The following is a 22,319-nucleotide window of genomic DNA, read 5'->3' as shown; positions in this document are numbered from 1 at the left end:
CCCGTGCGACCAGACACGCTCGGATCAGATTAGCTGTCAGGACGCCTGCTTGGCGATCCGGACCGGGCGAAGAAGGAAGGCCGGGACGTGCTCGCCCATGCCGATCACCACCGGGCCGTCATCGGTCTCCCGACGGTCGCGCGGACGCATCCGGTCACCGGGGCGAACCGGCTGCTGGCGCTCTTCACGGCGCACCGGGGCAGGGCGTTCGGCGCGCGCCACATCCTTGCTCACGGGTGCGCGACGTTCGACCGGCGCTGCCTCGACCACATCTTCTTCAACGGCTCTGGGAGCAGAACGCTGACGACCGTCACGGCTTTCGCCGCGCGTACGGGCCGGCTTGCGCTCGCCCTCGGGACGAGCAGTGCGCTCGTCGGCCTTGCCGCGGCGCGGACGCTTGCGGGCGGACGGATCGAACGCGATCGGCTCACCGATCCAGACGATATCCTCGCCGATCAGCTTCTCGATGGCACTGAGATGCTTCTGATCGTCCTGCGTCACGATGGTAACCGAGGTGCCAGAGCGACCGGCGCGACCGGTGCGACCGATACGGTGCACATAGTCTTCGGCGTGAATGGGGACGTCATAATTGTAGACATGGCTGACGTCGGGAATGTCGAGACCGCGCGCGGCCACGTCCGAGGCGATCAACAGGGTCAGAGTCCCCTTCTTGAACGCTTCCAGCGTCGCCATGCGGGAGCGCTGGTCCATGTCGCCATGCAGGGCGCCGACGTTGAAGCCGTGCTTCTCGAGGCTCCGGAACACCACCGACACGTCCTTCTTGCGATTGCAGAAGACGATGGCGTTCTTGAGGTCCTCGGCGTCACGGATCATGCGGCGCAGCGTATCGCGCTTCTCGTAATCCTCGGAACCCGAGACGACGAGGCGCTGGGCAACGGTCTTGGCCGTGGTGGCCGGCTTGGCCACTTCGATCTTGACTGGATCGATCAGGAAGCTCTCGGTGAGCTTCTGGATCTCCGGCGGCATGGTCGCCGAGAAGAACAGGGTCTGGTGACCCTTGGTGATCAGCTTGCAGATGCGCTCGATGTCGGGGATGAAGCCCATGTCCAGCATGCGGTCGGCTTCGTCGATCACAAGGATGTCGACGCCGTTGAGCAGAAGCTTGCCGCGCTCGAAATGGTCGAGCAGGCGACCCGGCGTAGCAATCAGCACGTCAGCGCCGCGATCGAGCTTGCGATCCTGCTCGTCGAAGGAGACGCCGCCTATGAGCAGGGAGATGTTCAGCTTGTGATTCACGCCATACTTGACGAAATTCTCTTCCACCTGCGCGGCGAGTTCGCGCGTGGGTTCGAGAATGAGGGTGCGCGGCATGCGCGCGCGGGCGCGCCCGCTTTCGAGGCGCGTCAGCATGGGGAGCACGAAGGAGGCAGTCTTGCCGGTGCCCGTCTGGGCGATGCCGATCACGTCTCGACCTGCGACGGCATGGGGTATGGCCTGGGCCTGGATGGGGGTCGGCGTGGTATAGCCGGCCGCCTCAACAGCAGCCAACACGTTGGCGCTCAGTCCAAGATCGGTAAAATTCATTAGGAGTGCGATCTCTAGGATTTGGGAGGGAGATCAGCGGCTCGGTGAGCTTGCTGATTTTCCTTCAGGTCTTGTCGCGTATGAGAATGCGCAACTGGTCCGAGACCATATGTCGAATCAGCGCATTGTCAACCGAATCCTGCAGAATTCCGCGAAATATTGTTACTGAAAGCGCCTTGAATGCCTCAGGCCAATATTTGCGTAGCTTGATTCAAATTCCACTGCAGGACGTAAACCTGCCGGTGAGCATTTATACCCTAGACTGCGCGACAGACTACAAGATCCTTGTGTGCCGGAGTCCTTGATGGCGATCGCTTCCAACCCCTTGCTTGCCTCCTCCTCCCCGTCGGCCAGTGATGCGCCGGTCGAGACGCCGATCTTCGTGGCAGCCGCTTTGGAAGAGTTCGAGTTCTTCGATGCCCCCATCGACCCCGACTGGATCCTGAGCGGCACACCCAAGGCACGCGCCGCGCTGCATTCGCGCAGCGTCGACGATGCAGCAAGCACCACCATGTGGGATTGCACGGCGGGCCGTTTCCGCTGGCACTTCGGGTGGGAAGAAACGGTGTTCATCCTCGAAGGCCAGGTGCATGTCACTGCCGAAGACGGTACCAAGCGGACGCTTGTCGCAGGCGATGTGGCCTATTTCGCTGCCGGAACCTGGGCCGTCTGGGAGATCGACACCTACGTGCGCAAACTCGCCTTCTGCCGGCGTGTCTTCCCGTCTTCGCTGCAGTTTGCTCTCAAGCTGCGTGATCGCATGCGCGGCGTGGTGAAGGTGTCGGTTGGGGCCGGTGTTGCAACGGCGACGTCGCTTGCTGCTGCCGAAGTGCTTGGCAACCTTGATCTTTTGCCGCTCTGATCGTCAATCTGGACACTGGCGGCCCACCAAGTCGCCGCCAGTCAGGTCCGATCCCTGAACGACCGGCGTTTACTTCACGTCCACGAACGGCGTCGCCGAGCCGGGCACGAAGGTGTTCGGCAGCTGACCATTCCATTTTTCGGCGCCGGTCAGCCGGATGATCGCATCCGGGTTCGAGCCGAGGGCCTCGACACGAGCCTTGATGGCAGCCGCTTCCGCTTCACCCCGCAGCCGGATTCGTTCCGCATCCGCCTTGGCCTGGATCTCGGTCGCCTGCGCCGCGGCAGTCGCAGTAGCCACCTGGCTGTCGGCCTGCGCCTTGGCCTGCGTGACGGTGATTTCCGCCTGCACCTTCTCGCGTTCGGCATTCTGGCGCAGCTTGGTCACCTCGATCTCGGCGAGCATGCGCTGCTCGACCGAGTTCTCATAGGCGTCGGAGAAGGTGATGTCCTCGATATTGACCTGATCGATCACCACGGGGCCGTTGATGCCGGTCTTGACCGCTTCCTCGACGTCTGCAGCGAACTTGCCGCGGTTCTGGATCACCGACGCCGCGGTGTAGCGGCCGAACACCGACTTGAGGTCCTGCGGCACATTGCGGGCAATCAGCCGGTTCTCGAGGCCATCAACTCCGGTGAACTGCTTGTAGACCTTCTCCGCATCGACCGGCGGCACGTGATAGATCACCGACACCACCAGATCGCCCGGCTGCTGGTCCTGGCTATAGGCGCTGAGGCGGGAGTCCCCTTCCCAGTGCAGCGTGCGCTGCGTCACGTCGATCAGCACGACATTGTCGAAGAAGGGCAGCTTGAAGTGCAGGCCGGGTTCGGCGGTGCCGATGAAGGCGCCATTGCGCAGGATCACGCCGCGCTCGGTCTCGTTGATGGTGTACCAGGAACCGGAAAAGGCGCTGAGAACGATCAGGCCGAGAATGGCCACAGGGATGAACTTCAGAAAGCGCATGATGGAAAATCCTTTGGAAGCAATGGGGTAAAAGGAAACGACGGTGCCACCCGGTTCATCCGGCGGCACGCGTCCCGACTTTCCGGTCTTTGGCAGTTTCATCAGATGTCCAGGTCCTCCGCAAACTCGGCATTCTCCTGAATGAACTGGAAGCGCCCCTCAGGCTTGTTGCCCATCAGTCGCTCGACGGTGTCGGCGGTAAGGGTGCTCTCGTCCTCCACGAGCACCACGCGCAACAGCGTACGGGACTTCGGATCCATGGTGGTTTCCTTGAGCTGGTTCGGCATCATCTCGCCGAGGCCCTTGAACCGACCGATCTCCGGCTTCTTGTTCTTGAACTGCGTCCGGAGCAACTCCTCGCGATGGGCGTCGTCCCGCGCATAGATCGTCTTGCCGCCATGGGTGATGCGGTAGAGCGGAGGCACAGCCAGGAACAGGTGGCCGTGCCGGATCATCTGCGGCATCTCGCGGTAGAAGAAGGTGATCAGCAGTGAGGCGATATGGGCGCCGTCCACGTCGGCGTCGGTCATCACGATGATCTTGTCATAGCGCAGGTCGTCCTCGCGATAGGACGAACGCGTGCCGCAACCGAGTGCCTGCAGCAGATCGGCGAGTTGCTGATTGGCCGCGAGCTTGTCGCGACCGGCGCTGGCCACATTCAGGATCTTGCCCCGCAGCGGCAGCACAGCCTGGCTGGCGCGATCGCGGGCCTGCTTGGCAGAGCCACCGGCCGAGTCACCTTCGACGATGAACAGCTCCGACCCCTGCGCCGCATTCTGCGAGCAGTCCGCCAGCTTGCCCGGCAGGCGCAGCTTGCGCACGGCCGTCTTGCGCAGCACGTCCTTCTCCTGGCGCCGGCGCATGCGTTCGTCGGCACGCTCGACGATCCATTCGATCAGCCGTCCTGCCTGCTGTGGCGAGCCGGTCAGCCAGTGATCGAACTCATCCTTGACAGCGTTTTCCACAATGCGGGAGGCTTCGGCCGTGGCCAGCTTGTCCTTGGTCTGACCGACGAACTCCGGTTCGCGCACAAACACCGACAGCATGGCGCCGGCTGACGTCATCACGTCTTCCGGCATGATTTGCGCGACGCGCTTGTTGCCGGCCATCTCGCCATAGGCCTTGATGGAGCGGGTGAGTGCCAGGCGCAGGCCTTGTTCGTGGGTGCCGCCATCCGGCGTCGGAATGGTGTTGCAATAGGAGTTGACGAAACCGTCACCGGCAAACCAGGCGACGGCCCATTCAACGGTCCCGTGCCCGCCGTTGCCGACCCGGCCGGCGAAGACCTCGTCGGCCACGCGCTTCTCGCCCTCGAGCGCCTCGCCAAGAAAGTCCTTTAGGCCGCCGGGAAACTTGAACACGGCTTCCGCCGGCGTCTTCTGGCCTTCGACCAGGGCAGGGTCGCAAGACCAGCGGATCTCGATGCCGCCGAAGAGATAGGCCTTGGAGCGGGCCATCTTGAACAGGCGCGCCGGCTCAAAGCGCGCTTCAGCGCCGAAGATCTGCGGATCCGGCTTGAAGCGCACCTTTGTGCCGCGCCGGTTCATGGTTTCTCCGAGACGCTCGAGGCCGCCCTGCGGCACACCGCGCGAGAAGCTCTGGCGATAAAGCTGGCGTCCCTTGGCCACCTCCACGTCCAGCCATTCCGACAGGGCGTTGACCACCGACACGCCGACACCATGCAGGCCGCCAGAGGTCTCGTAGGCCTTGCTGTCGAACTTGCCGCCGGCATGCAGCGTGCACATGATCACTTCCAGCGCCGACTTGTCGGGGAACTTCGGGTGCGGGTCCACAGGAATGCCGCGGCCATTATCGGTGACCGCCAGGAAACCTTCGGCGTCGAGCCGGACCTCGATCCACGAGGCATGGCCGGCCACAGCTTCGTCCATCGAGTTGTCGATGACTTCGGCGAAGAGGTGATGCAGAGCCTTGTCGTCGGTGCCGCCGATATACATGCCCGGACGCCGGCGCACGGGTTCGAGCCCCTCGAGCACCTCGATCGATGAAGCGTTGTATTCGCCTTCGCCCAGTGTCGTGGGGCGAGCCGCCGCCGCTTCAGGCTTGGCCTTGGGCGCAGCCGCCTTTGACGCCCGCGCAGGCGATAGCACGTCCGGCCCGGCCTTGGCGGCAGGCATCGATCCGAAGAGGTCTTCCTTCTCCATGCGTCCGTTCTTCGCTGTCTGATATCCGTGCGCAGAGGGCTAGCGCCCCGGCCATTCCTTGGCAATCCGTCGATTCGCTTGGACTGGAGTTTGCCACGGCTTTCCGCAGCTTTCCATGCCTGTTCTATTTGTGTTCACATATTCGGAGGGTCAGATGCCTTGTCGTCGTTGAGCGGCTGTTAACTCTGCGCAGTGCATGGTGCGACCAGTAACACGGCGGTCCTGTCATGCGTCAAAGCCAGTATCAAAGCACGATCCGTACGGAGATTGCGTCCGTGCATTTGCAGTCGCTTGAATCAGCGCATCGCCTGGAAGGAGCGCGGCGCCATCTCACCGCGCTCGCGGCCGAACCGCCGCTGTCCGCCGGTCTTGCCGGCATGCCTGCGGTCCTGCTGGCGCTGATGTTCGCGGCGGCCTTTCTGCTTCTTCTGTAAATTCCCACTGGAATTTTGCGCCGCGCACCTGTAACCAGTCCGCCCCTCATCTGGAGACTGGTTCCATGGCAGCCTGCGGCCTCGATTTCGGCACGTCCAACACCACGCTCGGCGTCAGCCGCGCGGGCAGGGCGGAGCTCGCCTGCCTGGAAGGCGCTTCGGATACGCTGCCAAGTGCCATCTTCTACCGCCAGAATGGCACCATCGAAGTTGGCCGCGCCGCCATCGCTGCCTATGTCGGGGGCGAACACGGCCGCCTGATGCGAGCGCTGAAGTCGGTGCTGGGCTCGTCGTTGATCGACGAGACCACCCTGGTTGGTCGCTCCCGCGTCAAGTTCCGCGACGTCATCCGCCGCTACCTCACGGAGGTCAAGGCGCGCGGCGAGGCCGCCATTGGAGCTCCCATCGACCACGTCGTCCACGGCCGCCCGGTGTTCTTCGTCGATGGCAACGAGAAGGCCGACCGCGAGGCCGAAACCACCCTGCGCGAGATTGCCGAGGCGATCGGCTTCAAGGACATCTCCTTCCAGTATGAGCCCATCGCCGCGGCGCTTGACTACGAGCAGCAGCTCGACCGCGAGGAGCTGGCACTGATCGCCGACATCGGCGGCGGCACCTCGGACTTCTCCCTCGTCCGCCTTGGCCCGGAGCGCGCCAAGCGTCCGGAACGGGCGGCGGATGTGCTGGCAAACGACGGCGTGCACATCGGCGGCACCGACTTCGATCGAACGCTGAGCCTTGGCACGGTCATGCCGCTCCTCGGCTTCCGCACCAAGATGCGTGCCAACGGTCTCGATGTTCCCTCGACCTATTTTCACAACCTCGCCACCTGGTCGGCCATCAACCGCCTCTATGAACCCAAGGTGCACCGCGAGCTCTACGAAGTTGAGCGCGATGCGGCCCAGCCTGAGCTGATCCGTCGCCTGGCGCATGTTGTCGATGATGAGCGGGGCCACAGTCTCGCCATCGCCGTGGAAGGGGCCAAGATCACCACGGCCGAGGAAGGCGAAGTGGTGATGGATCTTGGCTTCGTCGAAAAGGGCCTGTCGACGCGCATCGATCACGACGCGCTCGTTCGCCATACCGACGACCTCGCGGTCAAGATCGGCGCCCGCGTCGATGGCTGTCTGGCCCAGGCCGGCGTATCGGCATCCGACGTCGATGCCGTGTTCATGACGGGTGGTTCGACGCGGCTCAGCCATGTGCGGCAGGCGATCCTTGCCGCCGTTCCCGATGCCCGCGTTGTGGACGGAAATGTCTTTGGCTCCGTCGGGACCGGGCTCACGGTGGAAGCTGGTCGCAGATACGGACACTGACGGATCTCAGTCCTTTGTTCTTGCCACAAATTTGACCGTTGTGATCTCTATCCCTACGACTGTTTCAGCATCAGTTGCATTGGAGGACTGGGATGAGAATCATCGGACTTGCCGCATTCGCCATTGCCGCTCTCGGCTGCCACGGCGCGTTTGCTGCCGACTGTTCCAAGGCCTGGCACGCGGGGCTTGCCGAGGAAGAGGAAGGCACCGTGATGGAAGCGACCATCTGCGATCCCAAGAACCAGCAGATCGCCTTCTTCGTCGCCTGCGGTGGCGAGGGCAAGGTGGCCGTGCGCTACCTGCCGCCTGAGGTCAAGGACTATCCGCCTTCGGACAAGCCCGAATATGTCGGCAACTTCATCTTTTCGTCAAAGGGCATGAGCGCGCCGATCGACTTGTCCTACGAAGCCATGGATGGCGCCATGACCGCCAATCCTCAGCGCAAGAGCGACGTTGTCAAGCTGCTGATGACCGGCGACAAGCTGACCATCACCGACAAGAACAATCTCCTGCCGCCGGTGACCTTCTCGCTGAAGGGCTCTGGCCCCGCCATCCAGAAGGTGATGGACGCCTGCTACAGCTGAGGGCTCTTGGTCAATAGCGACATATGACAAAGGCCGCGCCGGGATGCCGACGCGGCCTTTGTGCATTGAGGAGCAGGGGCGGGTTGTTACGTCCGCCCCCCGTGTTCCATCAGACCGAATAGTACATGTCGAACTCGATCGGATGCGGCGTCATCTCGTAGCGCATGTTCTCTTCCATCTTCAGCTCGATCCAGCTGTTGATGAAATCGTCGTCCATGACGCCGCCGGCCTTCAGGAAGTCGCGGTCGGCATCGAGGGCGGCCAGCGCTTCACGCAGCGAACCGCAGACGGTCGGGATGGCCTTCAGCTCTTCGGCCGGCAGGTCGTAGAGGTTCTTGTCCATGGCCGCGCCCGGATGGATCTTGTTCTTGACGCCGTCGAGGCCGGCCATCAAGAGCGCCACGAAGCACAGATAGGGGTTGGCGGCCGGATCCGGGAAACGGGTCTCGACACGCTTGGCCTTGGGGTTCGTGGTGTAGGGGATACGGCAGGAGGCCGAACGGTTGCGGGCCGAATAGGCCAGCAGCACCGGCGCTTCATAGCCCGGGACCAGACGCTTGTAGCTGTTGGTCGACGGGTTGGAGAAGGCGTTGATGGCCTTGGCGTGCTTCAGGATACCGCCGATGTAGTAGAGGCAGGTTTCCGAAAGGTCGTTGTACTGGTTGCCGGCGAAGATCGGCTTGCCGTCCTTCCAGATCGACTGGTGCACGTGCATGCCCGAGCCGTTGTCGCCGAACACCGGCTTCGGCATGAAGGTGGCGGTCTTGCCATAGGCGTTGGCAACCTGATGGATCACATACTTGTAGATCTGCATCTGGTCGGCCATGCGGGTCAGCGTGTTGAACTTCATGCCGAGTTCATGCTGGGCCGAGGCGACTTCGTGGTGATGCTTCTCGACGGTGACTCCCATCTCGGCCATGACCGAGAGCATCTCCGAACGCATGTCCTGCAGGCTGTCCACCGGCGGAACCGGGAAATAGCCACCCTTCTTGCGCACGCGGTGACCGAGGTTGCCGGTCTCGTATTCGGTGTCGCCGTTGGTCGGCAGTTCGACCATGTCGAGCTTGAAACCGGTGTTGTAGGGCTCGGAGGCGAAGCGCACGTCGTCGAACACGAAGAACTCGGCTTCCGGCCCGAAGAACACCTTGTCGCCGATGCCGAGAGAAGCGACATAGGCTTCGGCCTTCTTGGCGATCGAGCGCGGGTCGCGGTTATAGGACTGGCCCGAAACCGGATCGACGATGTCGCAGAAGATCACCAGCGTGGTCTGCGCGAAGAAGGGGTCGATATGAGCGGTGTCCGGGTCGAGGACGAGCGTCATGTCGGATTCGTTGATCGCCTTCCAGCCGGCAATGGAGGAGCCGTCAAAGGCTGTGCCGTCGGCGAACATCTCTTCGTCGACCAGACCGATGTCAAACGTGACATGCTGCATCTTGCCGCGCGGGTCGGTGAAACGCAGGTCAACAAATTTGACGTCGTTGTCCTTGATCATTTTCAATACATCGGCCGCAGTGGTCATGTGCCTTCCTTTCAGCTTTTATTCGCTTCGTCTTGCCGGCGCCGTCCGAAGAGAGCCGAGACTCCCTTCCCCAGTGAACCCATACGATCGCACGAAAACACGGCATGCCGAAACAGGCCGTGCATACGTGTCTTTGCGATGTAATGTTCGGACACGCGGATTATGTTGGCCCGGCGCCCGCGAGGACACCGAACGACCGCCAACTCATATCGCGTCGTTGCCCGACTCTCCAGTGCGAATGCGAATTGCGTCTTCCACCGGTGAAACAAAGATCTTTCCGTCGCCGATGCGCCCGGTCTGCGCCGCATTGCGGATCGCGTCCACGGCCTTGGCAACCATGTCGTCGGTCATGACGACCTCGATCTTCACCTTGGGCAGGAAATCCACCACATACTCGGCGCCGCGGTAGAGTTCGGTATGTCCCTTCTGCCGGCCAAAGCCCTTGGCCTCGGTGACAGTGATCCCCTGAAGCCCGACCTCCTGGAGCGCTTCCTTTACCTCGTCCAACTTGAACGGCTTTATGATTGCTTCAATCTTTTTCATCGCTTCCCTGTCTCCGTTTGCGTGGCAGCGCCGGGGAGAGGCTGCTCTTCCATTGCCCGCCGACCGGGACGGCAGCCCTGTAGCATGGCACGTGCCAGATCCGTCGCCTGCCGGAAATTGGCGAAAAATGAGGCGAAGATCTCACTCTGATACGCCGACTGCGCCGCAAATGCTGGTGTGATTGGCATAAAAAATAGGCAAATGTCCAACAATTACTCAGGATCGGGGCGAGGGCTTTGCTCGCCATTTCACAATGAAAGGGAAGGCCCGTCACGGCAAGTCCTAACCGGGCTAATTCGCTCCTATCCTTTGGGAGGGGCTGCGCTATTGTCGCCATCAGTCCACATGGCCACGGCTCAAGCTGGCAAATGGCCGAACGGGAATGCGTGATATGCAGACGAAGGATCACATCGGAAGGGCGGCCTTGCTGTCGCCTGAAGAGATGGCCGAAGCCGATCGGTTGGCAATCGCCGATGGTACGGATGGCTTCACCCTGATGGAGCGCGCCGGCTACGCCGTCGCCGATGAGATCTGTCGCCAGTTTTCTCAGGGTACGCGAGCCGCGGTGTTGTGCGGGCGCGGCAACAACGGCGGCGACGGCTTCGTCGTGGCGCAAGTGCTGAAGGAGCGCGGCTTCGTCGTCCGCCTGGGCTTCGTGGGCGAAGCAGAGGGCGGCATTGCAACGCTGAAGGGAGATGCCCGGCGCGCTGCGCTTGCCTGGCGGGGCGACACCGAGCCGGCATCGGAAGGGCTGTTCGCCAAGGCCAGGGTTATTGTTGACGCGCTATATGGGGCAGGTCTGTCGCGCGACCTCAATGGAGCGGACGCCTTGCTTGTTGCCGCCATGAACGCTGCCCGCGATCGCGGTGCGCGCGTCTTCGCCGTCGATTTGCCCTCCGGCATCGACGGGGCCAGTGGCGCGGTGCGAGGCGTTGCGGTCAATGCCGACACCACCATCACCTTCTTTCGCCGCAAGCCTGGCCATCTGCTGCTCCCGGGGCGCATTCATTGTGGTCGCGTGGTTCTGGCCGACATCGGCATCTCCCCTGCCGTGATCGACAAGATTGCGCCCAAGGTCTCCGCCAATGGCCCCGACTTGTGGCGAGATGACTGGCCCCAACCTGCCGTCGATAGCCACAAGTTCAGCCGCGGCGCGGCTTTGGTCGCCAGTGGCCCGCTCTATGGCTGTGGCGCAGCCCGGCTTGTGGCGGAGGCGGCGCTGCGGGTCGGTGCGGGGATCGTCACTGTAGCCGCGCCACCGGACGCTGCGCCGGTGATTGCCGCGGGACGCGCGGCGTTGGTGGTCAAACCCTTTGCGACGGCGGAGGATTTCGCGCGTCTGACATCCGATCGCAGGCTGCGGGCCATCGTGGTCGGGCCTGGTCTTGGTCTCGAAAGGAAGGCAGGCGACGCCGTCGATCTGGCCCTCAACTCCGACGCCGCTATAGTCCTGGACGCCGACGGCATCACCTTGAAGGCATCGGATCCAGCAAGCGCCTTCCAGAACTTCAAATCGCGCTCTGCGGTAACCGTGCTAACGCCGCATGAAGGCGAGTTCGCCCGGCTGTTTCCCGATATCAAGGGCAACAAGCTGTTCCGAGCGCGCGAGGCCGCCAGGATGAGTGGCGCCATCGTCTTGCTCAAGGGCCCGGACACCGTGATCGCCGCACCGGATGGTCGCGCAGCCATCAATGAGAATGCTCCCCCGACGCTGGCTGTGGCCGGCTCGGGCGATGTGCTCGCCGGCATCATTGGGGGACTGCTGGCGAGTGGCCTGCCAGGTTTCGAGGCGGCCTGTCTTGGCGCCTGGATCCACGGTCGTGCCGGGCAGATCGCCGGCCCGGGCAGTCTCGCCGACGAAATCGCCGGCGCGGTCCGACAGGTCATGGCGGAAGGTGCTCCCCCGCCGCCCGATATCGATGACTGAGGCGGCCCTGAAGGTCAGAGCCCAAGCCAGCTCCACTGGGCGGTGCAGATTGTCGGCAAACGGCCCGCACGCAATCAATCGGCGGCCGTCACAGCTCGATCGCACGGAGCCTGATCGGCTGGAACGCCTCCGTCCGGCACGCAATCGTCGATCAGGCTGCCCAATTCCGATCGGTGGACACCCCCGTCCGGGCGCTCAGCCGAATGGGGATGGCACTGAAACCGGGGCCGGGCGCCATCTCAAAGGCTCCGGACACCGGATCAATCAAGAAATAGGGCGCTGCCGATCAGTAGCGCCGCATCAAGGCGACGAGACGCCCCTGGATCCGCACGCGATCCGGTCCGAAGATGCGCGTCTCATAGGCGGGATTGGCCGCTTCCAGTGCAATGGAGGCGCCCTTCTTGCGCAGGCGCTTCAGCGTTGCTTCCTCGTCATCAACCAGTGCGACGATGATGTCGCCAGAGTCGGCCGAGTCGGAGCGCTTGATCACCACCGTATCGCCGTCGAGAATGCCAGCCTCGATCATCGAATCGCCGCGCACTTCCAGAGCGAAATGCTCCCCGCCGGAGACCAGATCGATCGGCACATGCAGGATATGCGACTGGTTCTGGATCGCCGCGATCGGCACGCCCGCCGCAATGCGGCCCATAACGGGCACGGGCACAGTGTCACGGTTCTCGTGCGCAACAGGCTCGACGCTTGGCGCCGCCGCGGGGCGCGGCTTGCCGGCATCGCCCTCGATCACGCTCGGCGCAAAGCCCTTGCGTACCCGGCCGATGCTCGGCTGCATCGAGTCCGGCAGCTTGATGACCTCAAGGGCGCGCGCCCGGTTGGGCAGACGGCGGATGAAGCCGCGCTCCTCCAGCGCGGTGATCAGCCGATGGATCCCGGACTTCGACTTGAGGTCTAGCGCATCCTTCATCTCATCGAAGGACGGTGGCACCCCCGACTCCTTGAGCCTTTCATGGATGAACATCAGCAGCTCAAGCTGCTTGCGTGTGAGCATGATCGTGTCCCCGCCGACGGCCGCTGATGGACCGCTAGATCCCCGAACCAGATGATTCGGTACAAATCACGAACACAGGTAGCATGTTCCGGGTGTGTTCCGCAATATTCGCTTGCATCCGAAGCGAAATTTGTCGCCTATCCGGCGAGCCGAATGACGGAGACCCGGTCTCCCGGTTGTGCTGGCGGGGCGTACTCCGGACGAATGATCAGCCCGTTCGCTTGCGCGATCATCGACAACAACGAGGAATCCTGCATGACAACCGGCGTTGCGACAAGGCCATCCGGCGCTGGGGTGAGGATTGCCCGCAAATATTCTCGCCTGATGTCATTTGCCTTCAACGGTTCCGCCAGACGGGCGGTTTCGACGCACGGCAATACGTCTGTCGCGCCGAGCATGGCGCGAATGAGCGGCGTGAGAAACAGAAGACCGCAGACCATGCTGGAGACAGGGTTGCCCGGCAGACCCAGCACGTGGGTGTCGCCATGGCGACCGAACATCAGCGGTTTGCCAGGCCGCATGGCAAGCTTCCAGAAGGCGATGTCAACGCCCTCAGCGAGAAGGGCGGGGCGGGTGTAGTCGTGGTCGCCAACAGAGGCGCCGCCGGTCAGCACGACGATATCGGCTCCGCTGTCCAGAGCAGCGCGCAGTGTTGCGCGGATGACGTCGAGATCGTCAGGGGCGATGCCGAGATCGACCGCTTCGCCACCGGCCTCCTTGACCAGTTCGGCAACCGCATAGGTGTTGGACGCGACGATCTTGCTGGCATCTGCCGCCTGACCGGGGGCAACAAGTTCGTCGCCTGTGGCGAGCAGCGCCACTCTGGGGCGACGTGAAACCGGCAGACGGGCATGGTTCATCGCCGCTGCGAGGCCGATCTGTCCCATGCCCAGTTGAGTGCCCGAGGTCAGGCCCGTCACCCCCTCTGCAAAATCGAGCCCAGCGGCTCGAATGTGCGTGCCGGATCGCTCGGTGCGTGTGAAGCTCACACCGTGTTCCGAAACTTCGGCATATTCCTGCATGACCACCGCGTCGGCCCCGGAAGGTATCGCAGCGCCCGTGAAGATGCGCACGCACTCTCCTGGGCCGACCTTTCCCGCAAAGGGGTGGCCAGCGGCGGACTCGCCGATAACCTCGAAGGACACGCCCGGGCCCATTTCGGCTGCCCGCACGGCATAGCCATCCATCGCCGAGACGTCGGTCGGTGGCTGGGTACGAAGGGCGACCAGATCCTCGGCAAGCACGCGTCCGCCGGCTTCCGCCAACCCAACCCATTCCACCGGCATGCGCTTGACCTGCGAAAGCAGGCGCGCCTGAGCCTCATCAACGGACAGCAGCGACATTACGGCCTCGCATCAACAGGAGGGGACGGGAGCGTCAAGGTGTCAGGTGGCGGCGACCCAGTGGCCGGACTTGCCACCTTCCTTTTCAAGGAGGCGGATCTCCTGGATGACCATGCCCTTTTCGGCCGCCTTGGCCATGTCGTAGATGGTGAGGCACGTCACCGATGCGGCAGTCAGCGCTTCCATCTCCACACCGGTCTTGCCGGTGCAGCGCACCGTGGCGGTGACGATGAAGCCGGGCAGGCTCTCGTCCGCTTCGATCTCCACGGCCGCCTTGGTGACGGGCAGCGGATGGCAGAGCGGGATGAGCTCGTGGGTGCGCTTGGCGGCCATGATGCCGGCAATGCGCGCCGTGGCGATCACGTCGCCCTTGGGCATCTTGCCGTCGACGATCAGGCTCAGCGTCTCGCGCTGCATGACGATGCGGCCGGTGGCGACGGCGGTGCGCGTGGTGTCGGACTTCTCCGACACGTCGACCATGGTGGCGGCGCCTTTGTCGTCGAGATGGGTCAAAATGCCGGTCATGGCCTCTCCTCAGAGCGCTTCCTGGAACCGGACGGGCTGCCCGGTCGCGGGCGTCACCAGTTCGCCGTCCCACATCACCCGGGCGCCGCGCAGGATGGTGCCGACAGGCCAGCCTGTCACCGTCTTCCCGTCATAGGGCGTCCAGCCGGCCTTGGAAGCAATCCAGCTGTTGCGGATGATTTCCTGCCTCTTGAGATCGACAATGGTCAAGTCCGCATCATAGCCGACGGCAATGCGGCCCTTGCCGGCCATGCCGAAGATGCGGGCGGGGCCGGCCGACGTCAGGTCGACGAAGCGCTCGATGGAGAGACGACCGGCGTTCACATGGTCGAGCATGGTTGGCACCAGCGTCTGTACGCCGGTCATGCCCGACGGGCTCTGCGGATAGGCCTTGGCCTTTTCCTCGAGGGTATGCGGAGCATGGTCCGAGCCGAGCACGTCGGCGATACCCTGCGTGACGCCCCACCAGATATGCTCGCGATGCCGCGCATCGCGCACCGGCGGGTTCATCTGCAACAGCGTACCCAGCGTCGCGTATTGGTCGGCGGCCAGCGTCAGATGGTGCGGCGTCACCTCGGCGGTGGCAATGTCCTTGTGATCCTTTAGGAAGTCGATCTCTTCGGCGGTGGAGATATGCAGCACGTGGATGCGGGCACCGGTCTCCCGGGCAATGCGCACCAGACGCTGGGTGCACTGCAGGGCAGCGATCTCGTCGCGCCAGACCGGATGGGAGGCTGGATCACCGGCAACCCGGAGATCCTTGCGCTCGTTAAGGCGATACTCGTCCTCGGAATGGAAGGCGGCGCGCCGACGCGTCTTGCCCAGAATGGCGGCCACCCCGGCGTCATCCTCCACCAGCAGGTCGCCGGTCGACGACCCCATGAATACCTTGATGCCCGCCGCTCCCGGCAGACGCTCGAGTTCGGGTATGTCGTCCACATTGTTGCGCGTGCCGCCGACCCAGAAGGCGAAGTCGCAGTGCATGCGGTTGGTTCCGGCGGCCACCTTCTCGGCGAGACGTTCGGCCGACGTGGTCAGCGGATTGGTGTTGGGCATCTCGAAGACGGCCGTAACCCCGCCGAGCACCGCCGCCCGCGACCCGCTTTCCAGGTCTTCCTTGTGCGTGAGGCCCGGCTCACGGAAATGTACCTGGCTGTCGACGACGCCCGGGAGAATGTGGAGACCGCTGCAGTCGATCACTTCACCGGCCTGAGAGGCATGGAACGCGCCGATCCCGGCAATCCGACCGTCGCGAATGCCGACGTCGCGCGTACCGACGCCATCCTGATTGACGACGGTGCCATTCTTGAGGAGGAGGTCGAATGTGGTCATCGGCTGGCCTCGCTTGCTGCGGGGAGGGATGTCAGCCGGTTAGGGCCAAATGCCGGCGATTGCAAGCCGGCATTGGGCTGCGCCCATCACGAAATAGGCTGTTGGCGGTGGCGACATCCGTCCGCTGCCCTGCATGACAGCAACAAAAACGCCCTCTCCAGCCTGGAGAGGGCGCATGGTGTGCAAGTGACCGACACGCGGCCTCTGGATTATTTGTAGGCGGCGACGATGCCCAGGAAGTCGGCGGCCTTCAGCGAGGCACCGCCAACCAGCGCGCCGTTGACATTCTCGACCGCCATCAGTTCAACCGCATTCGACGGCTTGACCGAACCGCCGTAAAGGATGCGCACGCCATTGGCGTCGGCACCAAAGCGGGCGACGATTTCCTTGCGGATGAAGTTGTGCACTTCCTTGACGTCCGCAGCGGTGGGGGTGAGGCCGGTGCCGATGGCCCAGACCGGCTCATAGGCGATCACGGTGTTGGCGGCCGTCGTGCCCTCGGGCAGCGAGCCCTTGAGCTGCGTGCCGACCACGTCGAGGGTCTTGCCCGACACGCGCTCGTCCTTGGTCTCGCCGACGCAGACGATGGCGATGAGGCCGGCGCGCCAGGCAGCCTTGGTCTTGGCGGCGACCACAGCGTCGGTCTCGGCATGGTCCGTGCGGCGCTCGGAATGACCGACGATCACGTAGGTGGCGCCGACGTCCTTGAGGCCTTCGGCCGAGATGTCGCCGGTATGGGCTCCGGAAACGTTTGCATGGCAGTCCTGGCCGCCGACGGGCACCAGGGCGCGATCGGCCAGTACGCTCACGAGCGTGGCCGGCGGGCAGATTGCGATGGCGACCTTTTCGGCCAGCGCGGCGTCAAAGCCGGCGGCGATGGTTTCGACTTCGGCAACCGAAGCCTTGAGGCCGTTCATTTTCCAGTTTCCAGCGACCAGCGGCTTGACGGACATGGCATGTTCCTTCGCGTCTTGTTGAATGTCAGGGTCATATCCAAATCAGGTGACATCGACCAGTGGTGAAATACCACCCATTTTTGAGATTGGCAGTTCGTCACGTGCCGTTTAATGCGGCTGTGAGATCGTTTCCAGACGGGGCAAACAACTATGAAGGCACTCGAACGACTGGTGGAAAGCGTCATCCTCGGCAGCCGATGGATCCTTGTGGTCTTCCTCGGCGGTCTCGCCGTGGCGCTGGCCGGCTATGCAGTCTCCTTCTGCGCCAAGCTTTTCAAGGTGATGAGCCACGTACTCGACTATGATGAAGCGCAGATGATCCTCGGCATGCTCGGCCTGATCGACGCCGCATTGGTCGCCAGCCTCCTGGTGATGGTGATGATTGCGTCCTACGAGAATTTTGTAGGACGTTTCGACGAACATGAGGCCGAACTCTCCTGGCTCGGCAAGCTCGACAGCGGATCGCTGAAGATCAAGGTGGCCTCATCCATCGTCGCCATCTCCTCGATCCATCTGCTGCAGGTGTTTCTCAATGTGGACAGCTACACCGACAGCCAGATCATGTGGTTGACCATCATGCACCTGACTTTCGTGGCCTCGGCCCTGCTTCTCGGCTTCCTCGAGAAGATCATGACGGCGCTGAAGCATTGAGCCGGCGACGGCGTTGATTTTCTGAGTTATCCGCGCTTGCGGGGCGGCGCCAGCATCCCTATGATCCGCGCGCCCGACGCGAGTGTTTCGCCGGGTGCCGACCGAGACGAGGCAGGGCGCGGGTATTTGCGCCCGGAGATGGACGAGAGAATGCTTGATACCTTGCGCCGTGGGGCGAATACGCTTGTCGCTAAAATCCTCCTGGGACTGCTGACCCTCTCATTCATCGGCTGGGGCGTCGGCTCCCGCCTTGGCAACGTGCACTCGGACACGATCGCGACGGTTGGTGGCACGTCCATCACGCTTGGCGAGTTCCAGCGAACCTATCAGCGCCAGGCGCAGGCTTTCTCCAAGCAGCTTGGCCAGCCGGTCACGGCCGACCTTGCCAAGGCTTTCGGCTTGCCGCAGCAGGTGCTGGCACGGTTGATGTCGACCGCCACGCTCGACGATACGGCCGCCGCTCTCGGCCTTGGCCTCTCCGATGACAAGCTGGCCAAGCTGATCGCCGACGATCCGGCCTTCAAGCCGCAGGGCGCTACCGCCTTCGATCGCGCCTATTTCCAGGCACTGCTGCGCCAGAACGGCCTGACCGAAGAGGCCTACGTCAAGGAGCGCCGCAGTCAGGCGCTTGGCGACCAGCTGGCACAAGGCCTTGTCGATGGTCTGACGACGCCCAAGGCCATGGTCGAAGCTGTCTATCGTTTCCAGAACCAGGTGCGCACCGTTGACTATCTGACGCTGGCCCGCGCCCAGGTCGAGCCGATCGGCAAGCCCGCGGATGACGTGCTGGCCAAGTGGTTCGACACCAAGAAATCCAACTTCAAGGCGCCCGAGTTTCGTTCGCTGACCGTGGTCGCCGTAACGCCCGAGGCGGTTTCCGACCCGTCCACCGTGAGCGATGCGGACGCCCGCAAGGAGTATGAGCGGACCAAGTCGCAATACGAAGTGGCCGAGCGGCGTCACATCCAGCAGATCCTTTACACCTCCGACGCGGAGGCTGCGGCCGCTGTCGCCAAGCTCAAGTCTGGCGCGACCTTCGATCAGCTGATCACGGACAAGGGCGCCAAGCCCGAGGACGTCGATCTCGGTGTGCTGACCAAGGACAAGGTCCTCGATCCTGCCGTGGCCGAAGCCGCCTTCAAGCTGGCGCTCAACGTACCGAGCGATCCGGTCAAGTCCACCTTCGGTCCGGTCCTTGTTCGCGTCACGGAGATCGATCCGGCGCAGGTGAAGCCCTTCGAGGAAGTGTCTGCGGACATCCGCAAGGCTCTGGCCACCAAGTCCGCCGAGACGGCCGTTCTTGAGACCCATGACGAGGTGGAAGACGCTCTCGCTGGTGGTGCGACGCTCAAGGAAGTCGCCGATCGCTTCAAGCTCAAGCTGCAGACCTTCGAGGTCGATCCGGACGGCAACGGCACCGATGGCAGCCAGGTTGCCGACATTCCCGAGGAGCAGAAGCTGCTCGCCGCTGGATTCGCCGCCGGTGAAGGTGACGAGAACGATCCGCTGCAGCTGGATCACGGCTTCATCTGGTACGAGGTCACCAAGGTGACGCCCGGTCGCGAGCGCACGCTCGACGAGGTCAAGGACAAGGCTGTCGCCGCCTGGACCGACGAGGAAGCGCAGAACCGCCTCAAGAAGAAGGCGACCGACATGGTCGACGCCATCAAGGCCGGCAAGCCGATCGCCGATCTTGCCAAGGATGCGGGCGTTGAAGTGCAGACCGCCGATAACATCACCCGCAACAGTGATGATGTCGGTCTCGGCAAGGCCGGTGTCGCCGAGTCCTTCCGTGGCCCGCAGGGTACGGTGGCGACTGTCGAGGGGCTGGATGGAACGCGCGTCGTTCTGGTGGTCTCCCGCGTTGTCGATCCGGCCTTCATCGCCGATGCCGGCGACGCCGTCGACATCCAGTCCAAGATGGCCGAGGAACTGCAGAAGAGCCTGTTCGCCCAGTATGTCGGTGCCGCGCAGGACAGCCTCGGAACCACCGTCAACCAGTCCATGGTTGATGCCGTGATCGGTGCAAACGGCGCCAACTGAGGGAGCGCTCGATGGCGGATTTCAAGACGTTCATTGCGAAGGCGGCTGCAGGCAAGCCGCTGACGCGGGATGAGGCGACCTCCGCCTTCGACATCATGATGAGTGGAGAGGCCACCCCGTCCCAGATCGGTGGCTTCCTCATGGCCCTTCGGGTGCGTGGCGAAACGGTCGAGGAAATCGTCGGTGCCGTCACCACCATGCGGTCCAAGATGCTGCGGGTCGATGCGCCCGCCGATGCGGTCGACATCGTTGGAACAGGCGGTGACGCGTCAGGCAGCCTCAACATTTCCACCGCCTCGGCCTTCGTTGCGGCCGGTGCTGGGCTGACCATCGCCAAGCATGGCAACCGCGCCCTGTCGTCTCGCTCCGGTTCGGCCGACGTGCTGACCGCACTTGGCGTCAAGATCGATATCGGCCCCGAGGTCATCAGCGCCTGCGTGCGCGAGGCCGGCGTCGGTTTCATGTTCGCGCCGGCCCACCACTCGGCCATGCGTCATGTCGGCCCCTCGCGCGTCGAACTGGGCACCCGCACGATCTTCAATCTGCTCGGCCCCCTGTCCAATCCGGCTGGCGTGAAGCGTCAACTGCTCGGTGTCTTCGCGCGGGAATGGGTGACGCCGCTTGCCGAAGTGCTGGCAGCGCTCGGCACGGAATCCGTCTGGGTTGTGCATGGCGCCGATGGTCTCGACGAGCTCTCCATCAGCGGTCCGTCCTATGTGGCCGAACTGCGGGACGGACACATCAAGTCCTTCGAAGTGACGCCTGAGGATGCTGGTCTTCCGCGGCACGGTCTCGATGCCGTCAAGGGCGGCACCGCCGAAGAGAACGCTGCAGCATTGCGCGCCTTGCTCGACGGCGCCCCCGGGCCCTATCGCGACACTGTCCTGCTCAACGTTGCCGCCGCGCTGATCGTGGCCGACAAGGCGAGCGACCTGCGCGCGGGTGTCGAACTGGCGGTCAAGTCCATCGACAGTGGCGCGGCCAGGGCCCGTCTCGACCGCCTGGTCGCCCGGTCCAACGCCTGAACGGAGAGCTTCGTGTCCGATATTCTCGCCCGCATCGAAGCCTACAAGCGCCAGGAAATCGCGGCCGCCGAGGCGGCGATACCGCTTGCCGAGATCAAGGCTCGTGCCCGCGACGCTGCGGCGCCACGCGGTTTCCGCGCGGCAATCGAACGCAAGCTTGCCGCCGGTGATTATGCGCTGATCGCCGAGATCAAGAAGGCCAGCCCCTCCAAGGGGCTCATTCGCCCTGACTTCGATCCGCCGTCCCTGGCCAAGGCTTACGAAGCCGGCGGCGCGGCTTGCCTGTCGGTGTTGACGGACACGCCGTCCTTCCAGGGGCGCCCCGAGTATCTTGGTGCCGCCAAGGCCGCCTGCAGCCTGCCGGCGCTGCGCAAGGATTTCCTCTACGTTCCCTATCAGGTCTATGAAGCGCGCAGCTGGGGTGCGGACTGCGTCCTGATCATTCTTGCCGGCGTCGACGACGACACGGCCAAGGCGCTTGAAGACACTGCGTTCGAGCTCGGCATGGATGTTCTGCTCGAGGTTCACGACGAGGCGGAACTCGAGCGGGCCCTGAAGCTGAACTCGCCCCTGTTCGGCATCAACAATCGCAATCTCCGCACCTTCGAGACGCGTCTGGAGACGACGGAAGAGCTGGCGGCAAAGGTGCCGTCCGACCGCATTCTCGTGGGCGAGTCCGGCCTGTTCACGCCGGCCGATCTGGCGCGTCTGGCCAAGGTTGGCGCTCGCACCTTCCTGATCGGCGAAAGCCTGATGCGGCAGGACGACGTGGCCGCGGCGACCAAGGCATTGCTGGCGCGCAGCTGACCAGGTTGGTCAGAACAGGCTCCCCTGCTCGGGCGGTGTGCGGGATGTCTTCGGCGGCGTTTTCGTCTCGACAACCATTGGCTCTGCCAGCGGTTCGATCAGCCCCGCGTCGTCGTTGCGCACTGCATTGACGCGGTCTGAGACGGGGATAGCCTCCAGGAGATCGTCATCGGCGGGGCTCATGAGTGGCGCCACGTACTTTGGCGAATAGTCACTGCAGTTGAGCCAGACGGACCAGTCCTTCTCGTCGACGATCACGGGCATGCGATCATGGATGGGCGCCATCAGTCGGTTCGCGACCGTGGTGAGCACGGCCGCGGTGTCGATCTCGCTGCCGTCAGCGCCGAGCCAGTGATCGCTTATCCCGGCGAAAGCCATGGGCTTGCCGTCGCGGCGGCAGATGAAGAACGGGCGCTTGTCGTCTCCCTGGCGACGCCATTCATAAAAGCCGTTCGCCGGAATCAGGCAGCGATGGTGCCGGAGTGCACCGCGAAAGGACGGCTTTTCAGCCGCCGTCTCGGCGCGTGCATTCAGGATCAGGGACATCGCCGACGGATCCTTCACCCAACTTGGGATCAGGCCCCAGCGCACCAGCATGAAATGCGGCGTGTGATCGAGGCTCTCGCGCACGATGGCGATCGGTTGGGTCGGAGCAATATTGTAGCGCGCCGGAAAGTTCGGCTGCTCAGGATAGCGGAACAATCGGCGCATGGCGTCCGGCGGCAGGGTCAGGGCAAATCGTCCGCACATCTGTCTCGATCCAATGACTTTTTTCA

Annotated in this window: 20 protein-coding genes; 9 read left to right on the top strand and 11 right to left on the bottom strand. The window is 63.5% G+C overall.

The genetic code is table 11. The annotated features are described in order from the left end of the window. Window positions 1–36: 36 nt before the first annotated feature. Window positions 37–1,545: a DEAD/DEAH box helicase gene (locus L2I41_RS16510; protein WP_237154676.1), complete on the bottom strand. Its 1,509-nt coding sequence runs from the start codon at window positions 1,543–1,545 to the stop codon at window positions 37–39. A gap of 304 nt (window positions 1,546–1,849) precedes the next feature. Between L2I41_RS16510 and L2I41_RS16505 the strand changes: the two genes are divergently transcribed. Further along, complete coding sequence (locus L2I41_RS16505) at window positions 1,850–2,407, top strand: cupin domain-containing protein (RefSeq protein WP_237154675.1); 558 nt, start codon at window positions 1,850–1,852, stop codon at window positions 2,405–2,407. Window positions 2,408–2,476: 69 nt separating this feature from the next. Here the strand turns inward: L2I41_RS16505 and L2I41_RS16500 are convergent, their stop codons facing one another. Then, window positions 2,477–3,370 carry an SPFH domain-containing protein gene (locus L2I41_RS16500; protein ID WP_237154674.1) on the bottom strand — a complete coding sequence of 298 codons (894 nt, stop codon included), beginning with the start codon at window positions 3,368–3,370 and terminating at the stop codon, window positions 2,477–2,479. Between the two features lie 101 nt (window positions 3,371–3,471). Beyond that, entirely contained in the window at window positions 3,472–5,505 is a 2,034-nt protein-coding gene (parE, locus tag L2I41_RS16495; protein ID WP_237154701.1) for a DNA topoisomerase IV subunit B, read from the bottom strand. A 302-nt stretch (window positions 5,506–5,807) separates the two neighbouring features. Between parE and L2I41_RS16490 the strand changes: the two genes are divergently transcribed. The 3 genes from L2I41_RS16490 (at window position 5,808) to L2I41_RS16480 (ending at window position 7,866) form a co-directional block, all read left to right on the top strand. After that, entirely contained in the window at window positions 5,808–5,966 is a 159-nt protein-coding gene (locus L2I41_RS16490) for a hypothetical protein (RefSeq protein WP_237154673.1), read from the top strand. 65 nt (window positions 5,967–6,031) lie between these two features. Then, a complete protein-coding gene (locus L2I41_RS16485; protein ID WP_237154672.1) occupies window positions 6,032–7,282 on the top strand; it encodes an Hsp70 family protein in 1,251 nt (416 codons plus the stop codon). A gap of 92 nt (window positions 7,283–7,374) precedes the next feature. After that, on the top strand, window positions 7,375–7,866 hold the full coding sequence (locus tag L2I41_RS16480; RefSeq protein ID WP_237154671.1) for a hypothetical protein: 492 nt from the start codon (window positions 7,375–7,377) through the stop codon (window positions 7,864–7,866). Window positions 7,867–7,975: 109 nt separating this feature from the next. Here the strand turns inward: L2I41_RS16480 and glnA are convergent, their stop codons facing one another. Together glnA and L2I41_RS16470 are read right to left on the bottom strand one after the other, a co-directional pair. Then, on the bottom strand, window positions 7,976–9,385 hold the full coding sequence (gene glnA, locus L2I41_RS16475; RefSeq protein WP_237154670.1) for a type I glutamate--ammonia ligase: 1,410 nt from the start codon (window positions 9,383–9,385) through the stop codon (window positions 7,976–7,978). Window positions 9,386–9,589: 204 nt separating this feature from the next. Next, on the bottom strand, window positions 9,590–9,928 hold the full coding sequence (locus L2I41_RS16470) for a P-II family nitrogen regulator (protein ID WP_026790983.1): 339 nt from the start codon (window positions 9,926–9,928) through the stop codon (window positions 9,590–9,592). A gap of 391 nt (window positions 9,929–10,319) precedes the next feature. On the opposite strand from L2I41_RS16470, the gene L2I41_RS16465 reads away from it, so the two are divergent. Further along, window positions 10,320–11,855, top strand: coding sequence for an NAD(P)H-hydrate dehydratase (locus tag L2I41_RS16465; RefSeq protein WP_237154669.1), 1,536 nt, complete (start codon window positions 10,320–10,322; stop codon window positions 11,853–11,855). A 286-nt stretch (window positions 11,856–12,141) separates the two neighbouring features. On the opposite strand, the gene lexA is transcribed toward L2I41_RS16465, so the two are convergent. From lexA to tpiA, 5 genes are all read right to left on the bottom strand, one after another. Continuing rightward, window positions 12,142–12,861, bottom strand: a complete 720-nt coding sequence (gene lexA, locus L2I41_RS16460) for a transcriptional repressor LexA (RefSeq protein ID WP_237154668.1) — start codon at window positions 12,859–12,861, stop codon at window positions 12,142–12,144. A 137-nt stretch (window positions 12,862–12,998) separates the two neighbouring features. Then, the gene (locus L2I41_RS16455) at window positions 12,999–14,204 is read right to left on the bottom strand and encodes a molybdopterin molybdotransferase MoeA (protein ID WP_237154667.1); all 1,206 of its coding nucleotides are present in this window, start codon (window positions 14,202–14,204) and stop codon (window positions 12,999–13,001) included. A 42-nt stretch (window positions 14,205–14,246) separates the two neighbouring features. Continuing rightward, window positions 14,247–14,729: a cyclic pyranopterin monophosphate synthase MoaC gene (gene moaC, locus L2I41_RS16450; RefSeq protein WP_237154666.1), complete on the bottom strand. Its 483-nt coding sequence runs from the start codon at window positions 14,727–14,729 to the stop codon at window positions 14,247–14,249. A gap of 9 nt (window positions 14,730–14,738) precedes the next feature. Then, complete coding sequence (locus L2I41_RS16445; RefSeq protein WP_237154665.1) at window positions 14,739–16,061, bottom strand: dihydroorotase; 1,323 nt, start codon at window positions 16,059–16,061, stop codon at window positions 14,739–14,741. A 209-nt stretch (window positions 16,062–16,270) separates the two neighbouring features. Beyond that, the gene (tpiA, locus tag L2I41_RS16440; protein ID WP_237154664.1) at window positions 16,271–17,014 is read right to left on the bottom strand and encodes a triose-phosphate isomerase; all 744 of its coding nucleotides are present in this window, start codon (window positions 17,012–17,014) and stop codon (window positions 16,271–16,273) included. 153 nt (window positions 17,015–17,167) lie between these two features. Here tpiA and L2I41_RS16435 point away from each other — a divergent pair, with 153 nt between their 5' ends. From L2I41_RS16435 to trpC, 4 genes are all read left to right on the top strand, one after another. Further along, a complete protein-coding gene (locus tag L2I41_RS16435; protein WP_237154663.1) occupies window positions 17,168–17,668 on the top strand; it encodes a TIGR00645 family protein in 501 nt (166 codons plus the stop codon). 150 nt (window positions 17,669–17,818) lie between these two features. Beyond that, the gene (locus L2I41_RS16430) at window positions 17,819–19,711 is read left to right on the top strand and encodes a SurA N-terminal domain-containing protein (RefSeq protein WP_237154662.1); all 1,893 of its coding nucleotides are present in this window, start codon (window positions 17,819–17,821) and stop codon (window positions 19,709–19,711) included. A gap of 11 nt (window positions 19,712–19,722) precedes the next feature. Beyond that, window positions 19,723–20,736 carry an anthranilate phosphoribosyltransferase gene (gene trpD / locus L2I41_RS16425; RefSeq protein WP_237154661.1) on the top strand — a complete coding sequence of 338 codons (1,014 nt, stop codon included), beginning with the start codon at window positions 19,723–19,725 and terminating at the stop codon, window positions 20,734–20,736. 12 nt (window positions 20,737–20,748) lie between these two features. After that, window positions 20,749–21,543 (top strand): indole-3-glycerol phosphate synthase TrpC, encoded by a 795-nt coding sequence (trpC, locus tag L2I41_RS16420; protein ID WP_237154660.1) that lies wholly within the window; start codon window positions 20,749–20,751, stop codon window positions 21,541–21,543. A gap of 9 nt (window positions 21,544–21,552) precedes the next feature. On the opposite strand, the gene L2I41_RS16415 is transcribed toward trpC, so the two are convergent. Then, on the bottom strand, window positions 21,553–22,293 hold the full coding sequence (locus L2I41_RS16415; RefSeq protein WP_237154659.1) for an SOS response-associated peptidase: 741 nt from the start codon (window positions 22,291–22,293) through the stop codon (window positions 21,553–21,555). Between the last annotated feature and the right edge of the window lie 26 nt (window positions 22,294–22,319).

It is taken from the genome of Oryzibacter oryziterrae, assembly GCF_021864535.1.
GTDB lineage: Bacteria > Pseudomonadota > Alphaproteobacteria > Rhizobiales > Pleomorphomonadaceae > Pleomorphomonas > Pleomorphomonas oryziterrae.
Note: the sequence above shows the minus strand (reverse complement) of the source record. Positions and strands in the feature narration are given on the sequence as shown.

Excerpts from the sequence above, each read along its gene's own strand:
- L2I41_RS16430 (WP_237154662.1), top strand. The coding sequence starts at position 17,819 with ATGCTTGATACCTTGCGCCGTGGGGCGAATACGCTTGTCGCTAAAATC.
- glnA (WP_237154670.1), bottom strand. The coding sequence starts at position 9,385 with ATGACCACTGCGGCCGATGTATTGAAAATGATCAAGGACAACGACGTC.
- L2I41_RS16415 (WP_237154659.1), bottom strand. The coding sequence starts at position 22,293 with ATGTGCGGACGATTTGCCCTGACCCTGCCGCCGGACGCCATGCGCCGA.
- L2I41_RS16510 (WP_237154676.1), bottom strand. The coding sequence starts at position 1,545 with ATGAATTTTACCGATCTTGGACTGAGCGCCAACGTGTTGGCTGCTGTT.
- moaC (WP_237154666.1), bottom strand. The coding sequence starts at position 14,729 with ATGACCGGCATTTTGACCCATCTCGACGACAAAGGCGCCGCCACCATG.
- parE (WP_237154701.1), bottom strand. The coding sequence starts at position 5,505 with ATGCCTGCCGCCAAGGCCGGGCCGGACGTGCTATCGCCTGCGCGGGCG.
- tpiA (WP_237154664.1), bottom strand. The coding sequence starts at position 17,014 with ATGTCCGTCAAGCCGCTGGTCGCTGGAAACTGGAAAATGAACGGCCTC.
- L2I41_RS16470 (WP_026790983.1), bottom strand. The coding sequence starts at position 9,928 with ATGAAAAAGATTGAAGCAATCATAAAGCCGTTCAAGTTGGACGAGGTA.
- L2I41_RS16465 (WP_237154669.1), top strand. The coding sequence starts at position 10,320 with ATGCAGACGAAGGATCACATCGGAAGGGCGGCCTTGCTGTCGCCTGAA.
- L2I41_RS16455 (WP_237154667.1), bottom strand. The coding sequence starts at position 14,204 with ATGTCGCTGCTGTCCGTTGATGAGGCTCAGGCGCGCCTGCTTTCGCAG.
- L2I41_RS16505 (WP_237154675.1), top strand. The coding sequence starts at position 1,850 with ATGGCGATCGCTTCCAACCCCTTGCTTGCCTCCTCCTCCCCGTCGGCC.
- lexA (WP_237154668.1), bottom strand. The coding sequence starts at position 12,861 with ATGCTCACACGCAAGCAGCTTGAGCTGCTGATGTTCATCCATGAAAGG.
- L2I41_RS16500 (WP_237154674.1), bottom strand. The coding sequence starts at position 3,370 with ATGCGCTTTCTGAAGTTCATCCCTGTGGCCATTCTCGGCCTGATCGTT.
- trpD (WP_237154661.1), top strand. The coding sequence starts at position 19,723 with ATGGCGGATTTCAAGACGTTCATTGCGAAGGCGGCTGCAGGCAAGCCG.
- L2I41_RS16445 (WP_237154665.1), bottom strand. The coding sequence starts at position 16,061 with ATGACCACATTCGACCTCCTCCTCAAGAATGGCACCGTCGTCAATCAG.
- L2I41_RS16485 (WP_237154672.1), top strand. The coding sequence starts at position 6,032 with ATGGCAGCCTGCGGCCTCGATTTCGGCACGTCCAACACCACGCTCGGC.
- L2I41_RS16435 (WP_237154663.1), top strand. The coding sequence starts at position 17,168 with ATGAAGGCACTCGAACGACTGGTGGAAAGCGTCATCCTCGGCAGCCGA.
- L2I41_RS16480 (WP_237154671.1), top strand. The coding sequence starts at position 7,375 with ATGAGAATCATCGGACTTGCCGCATTCGCCATTGCCGCTCTCGGCTGC.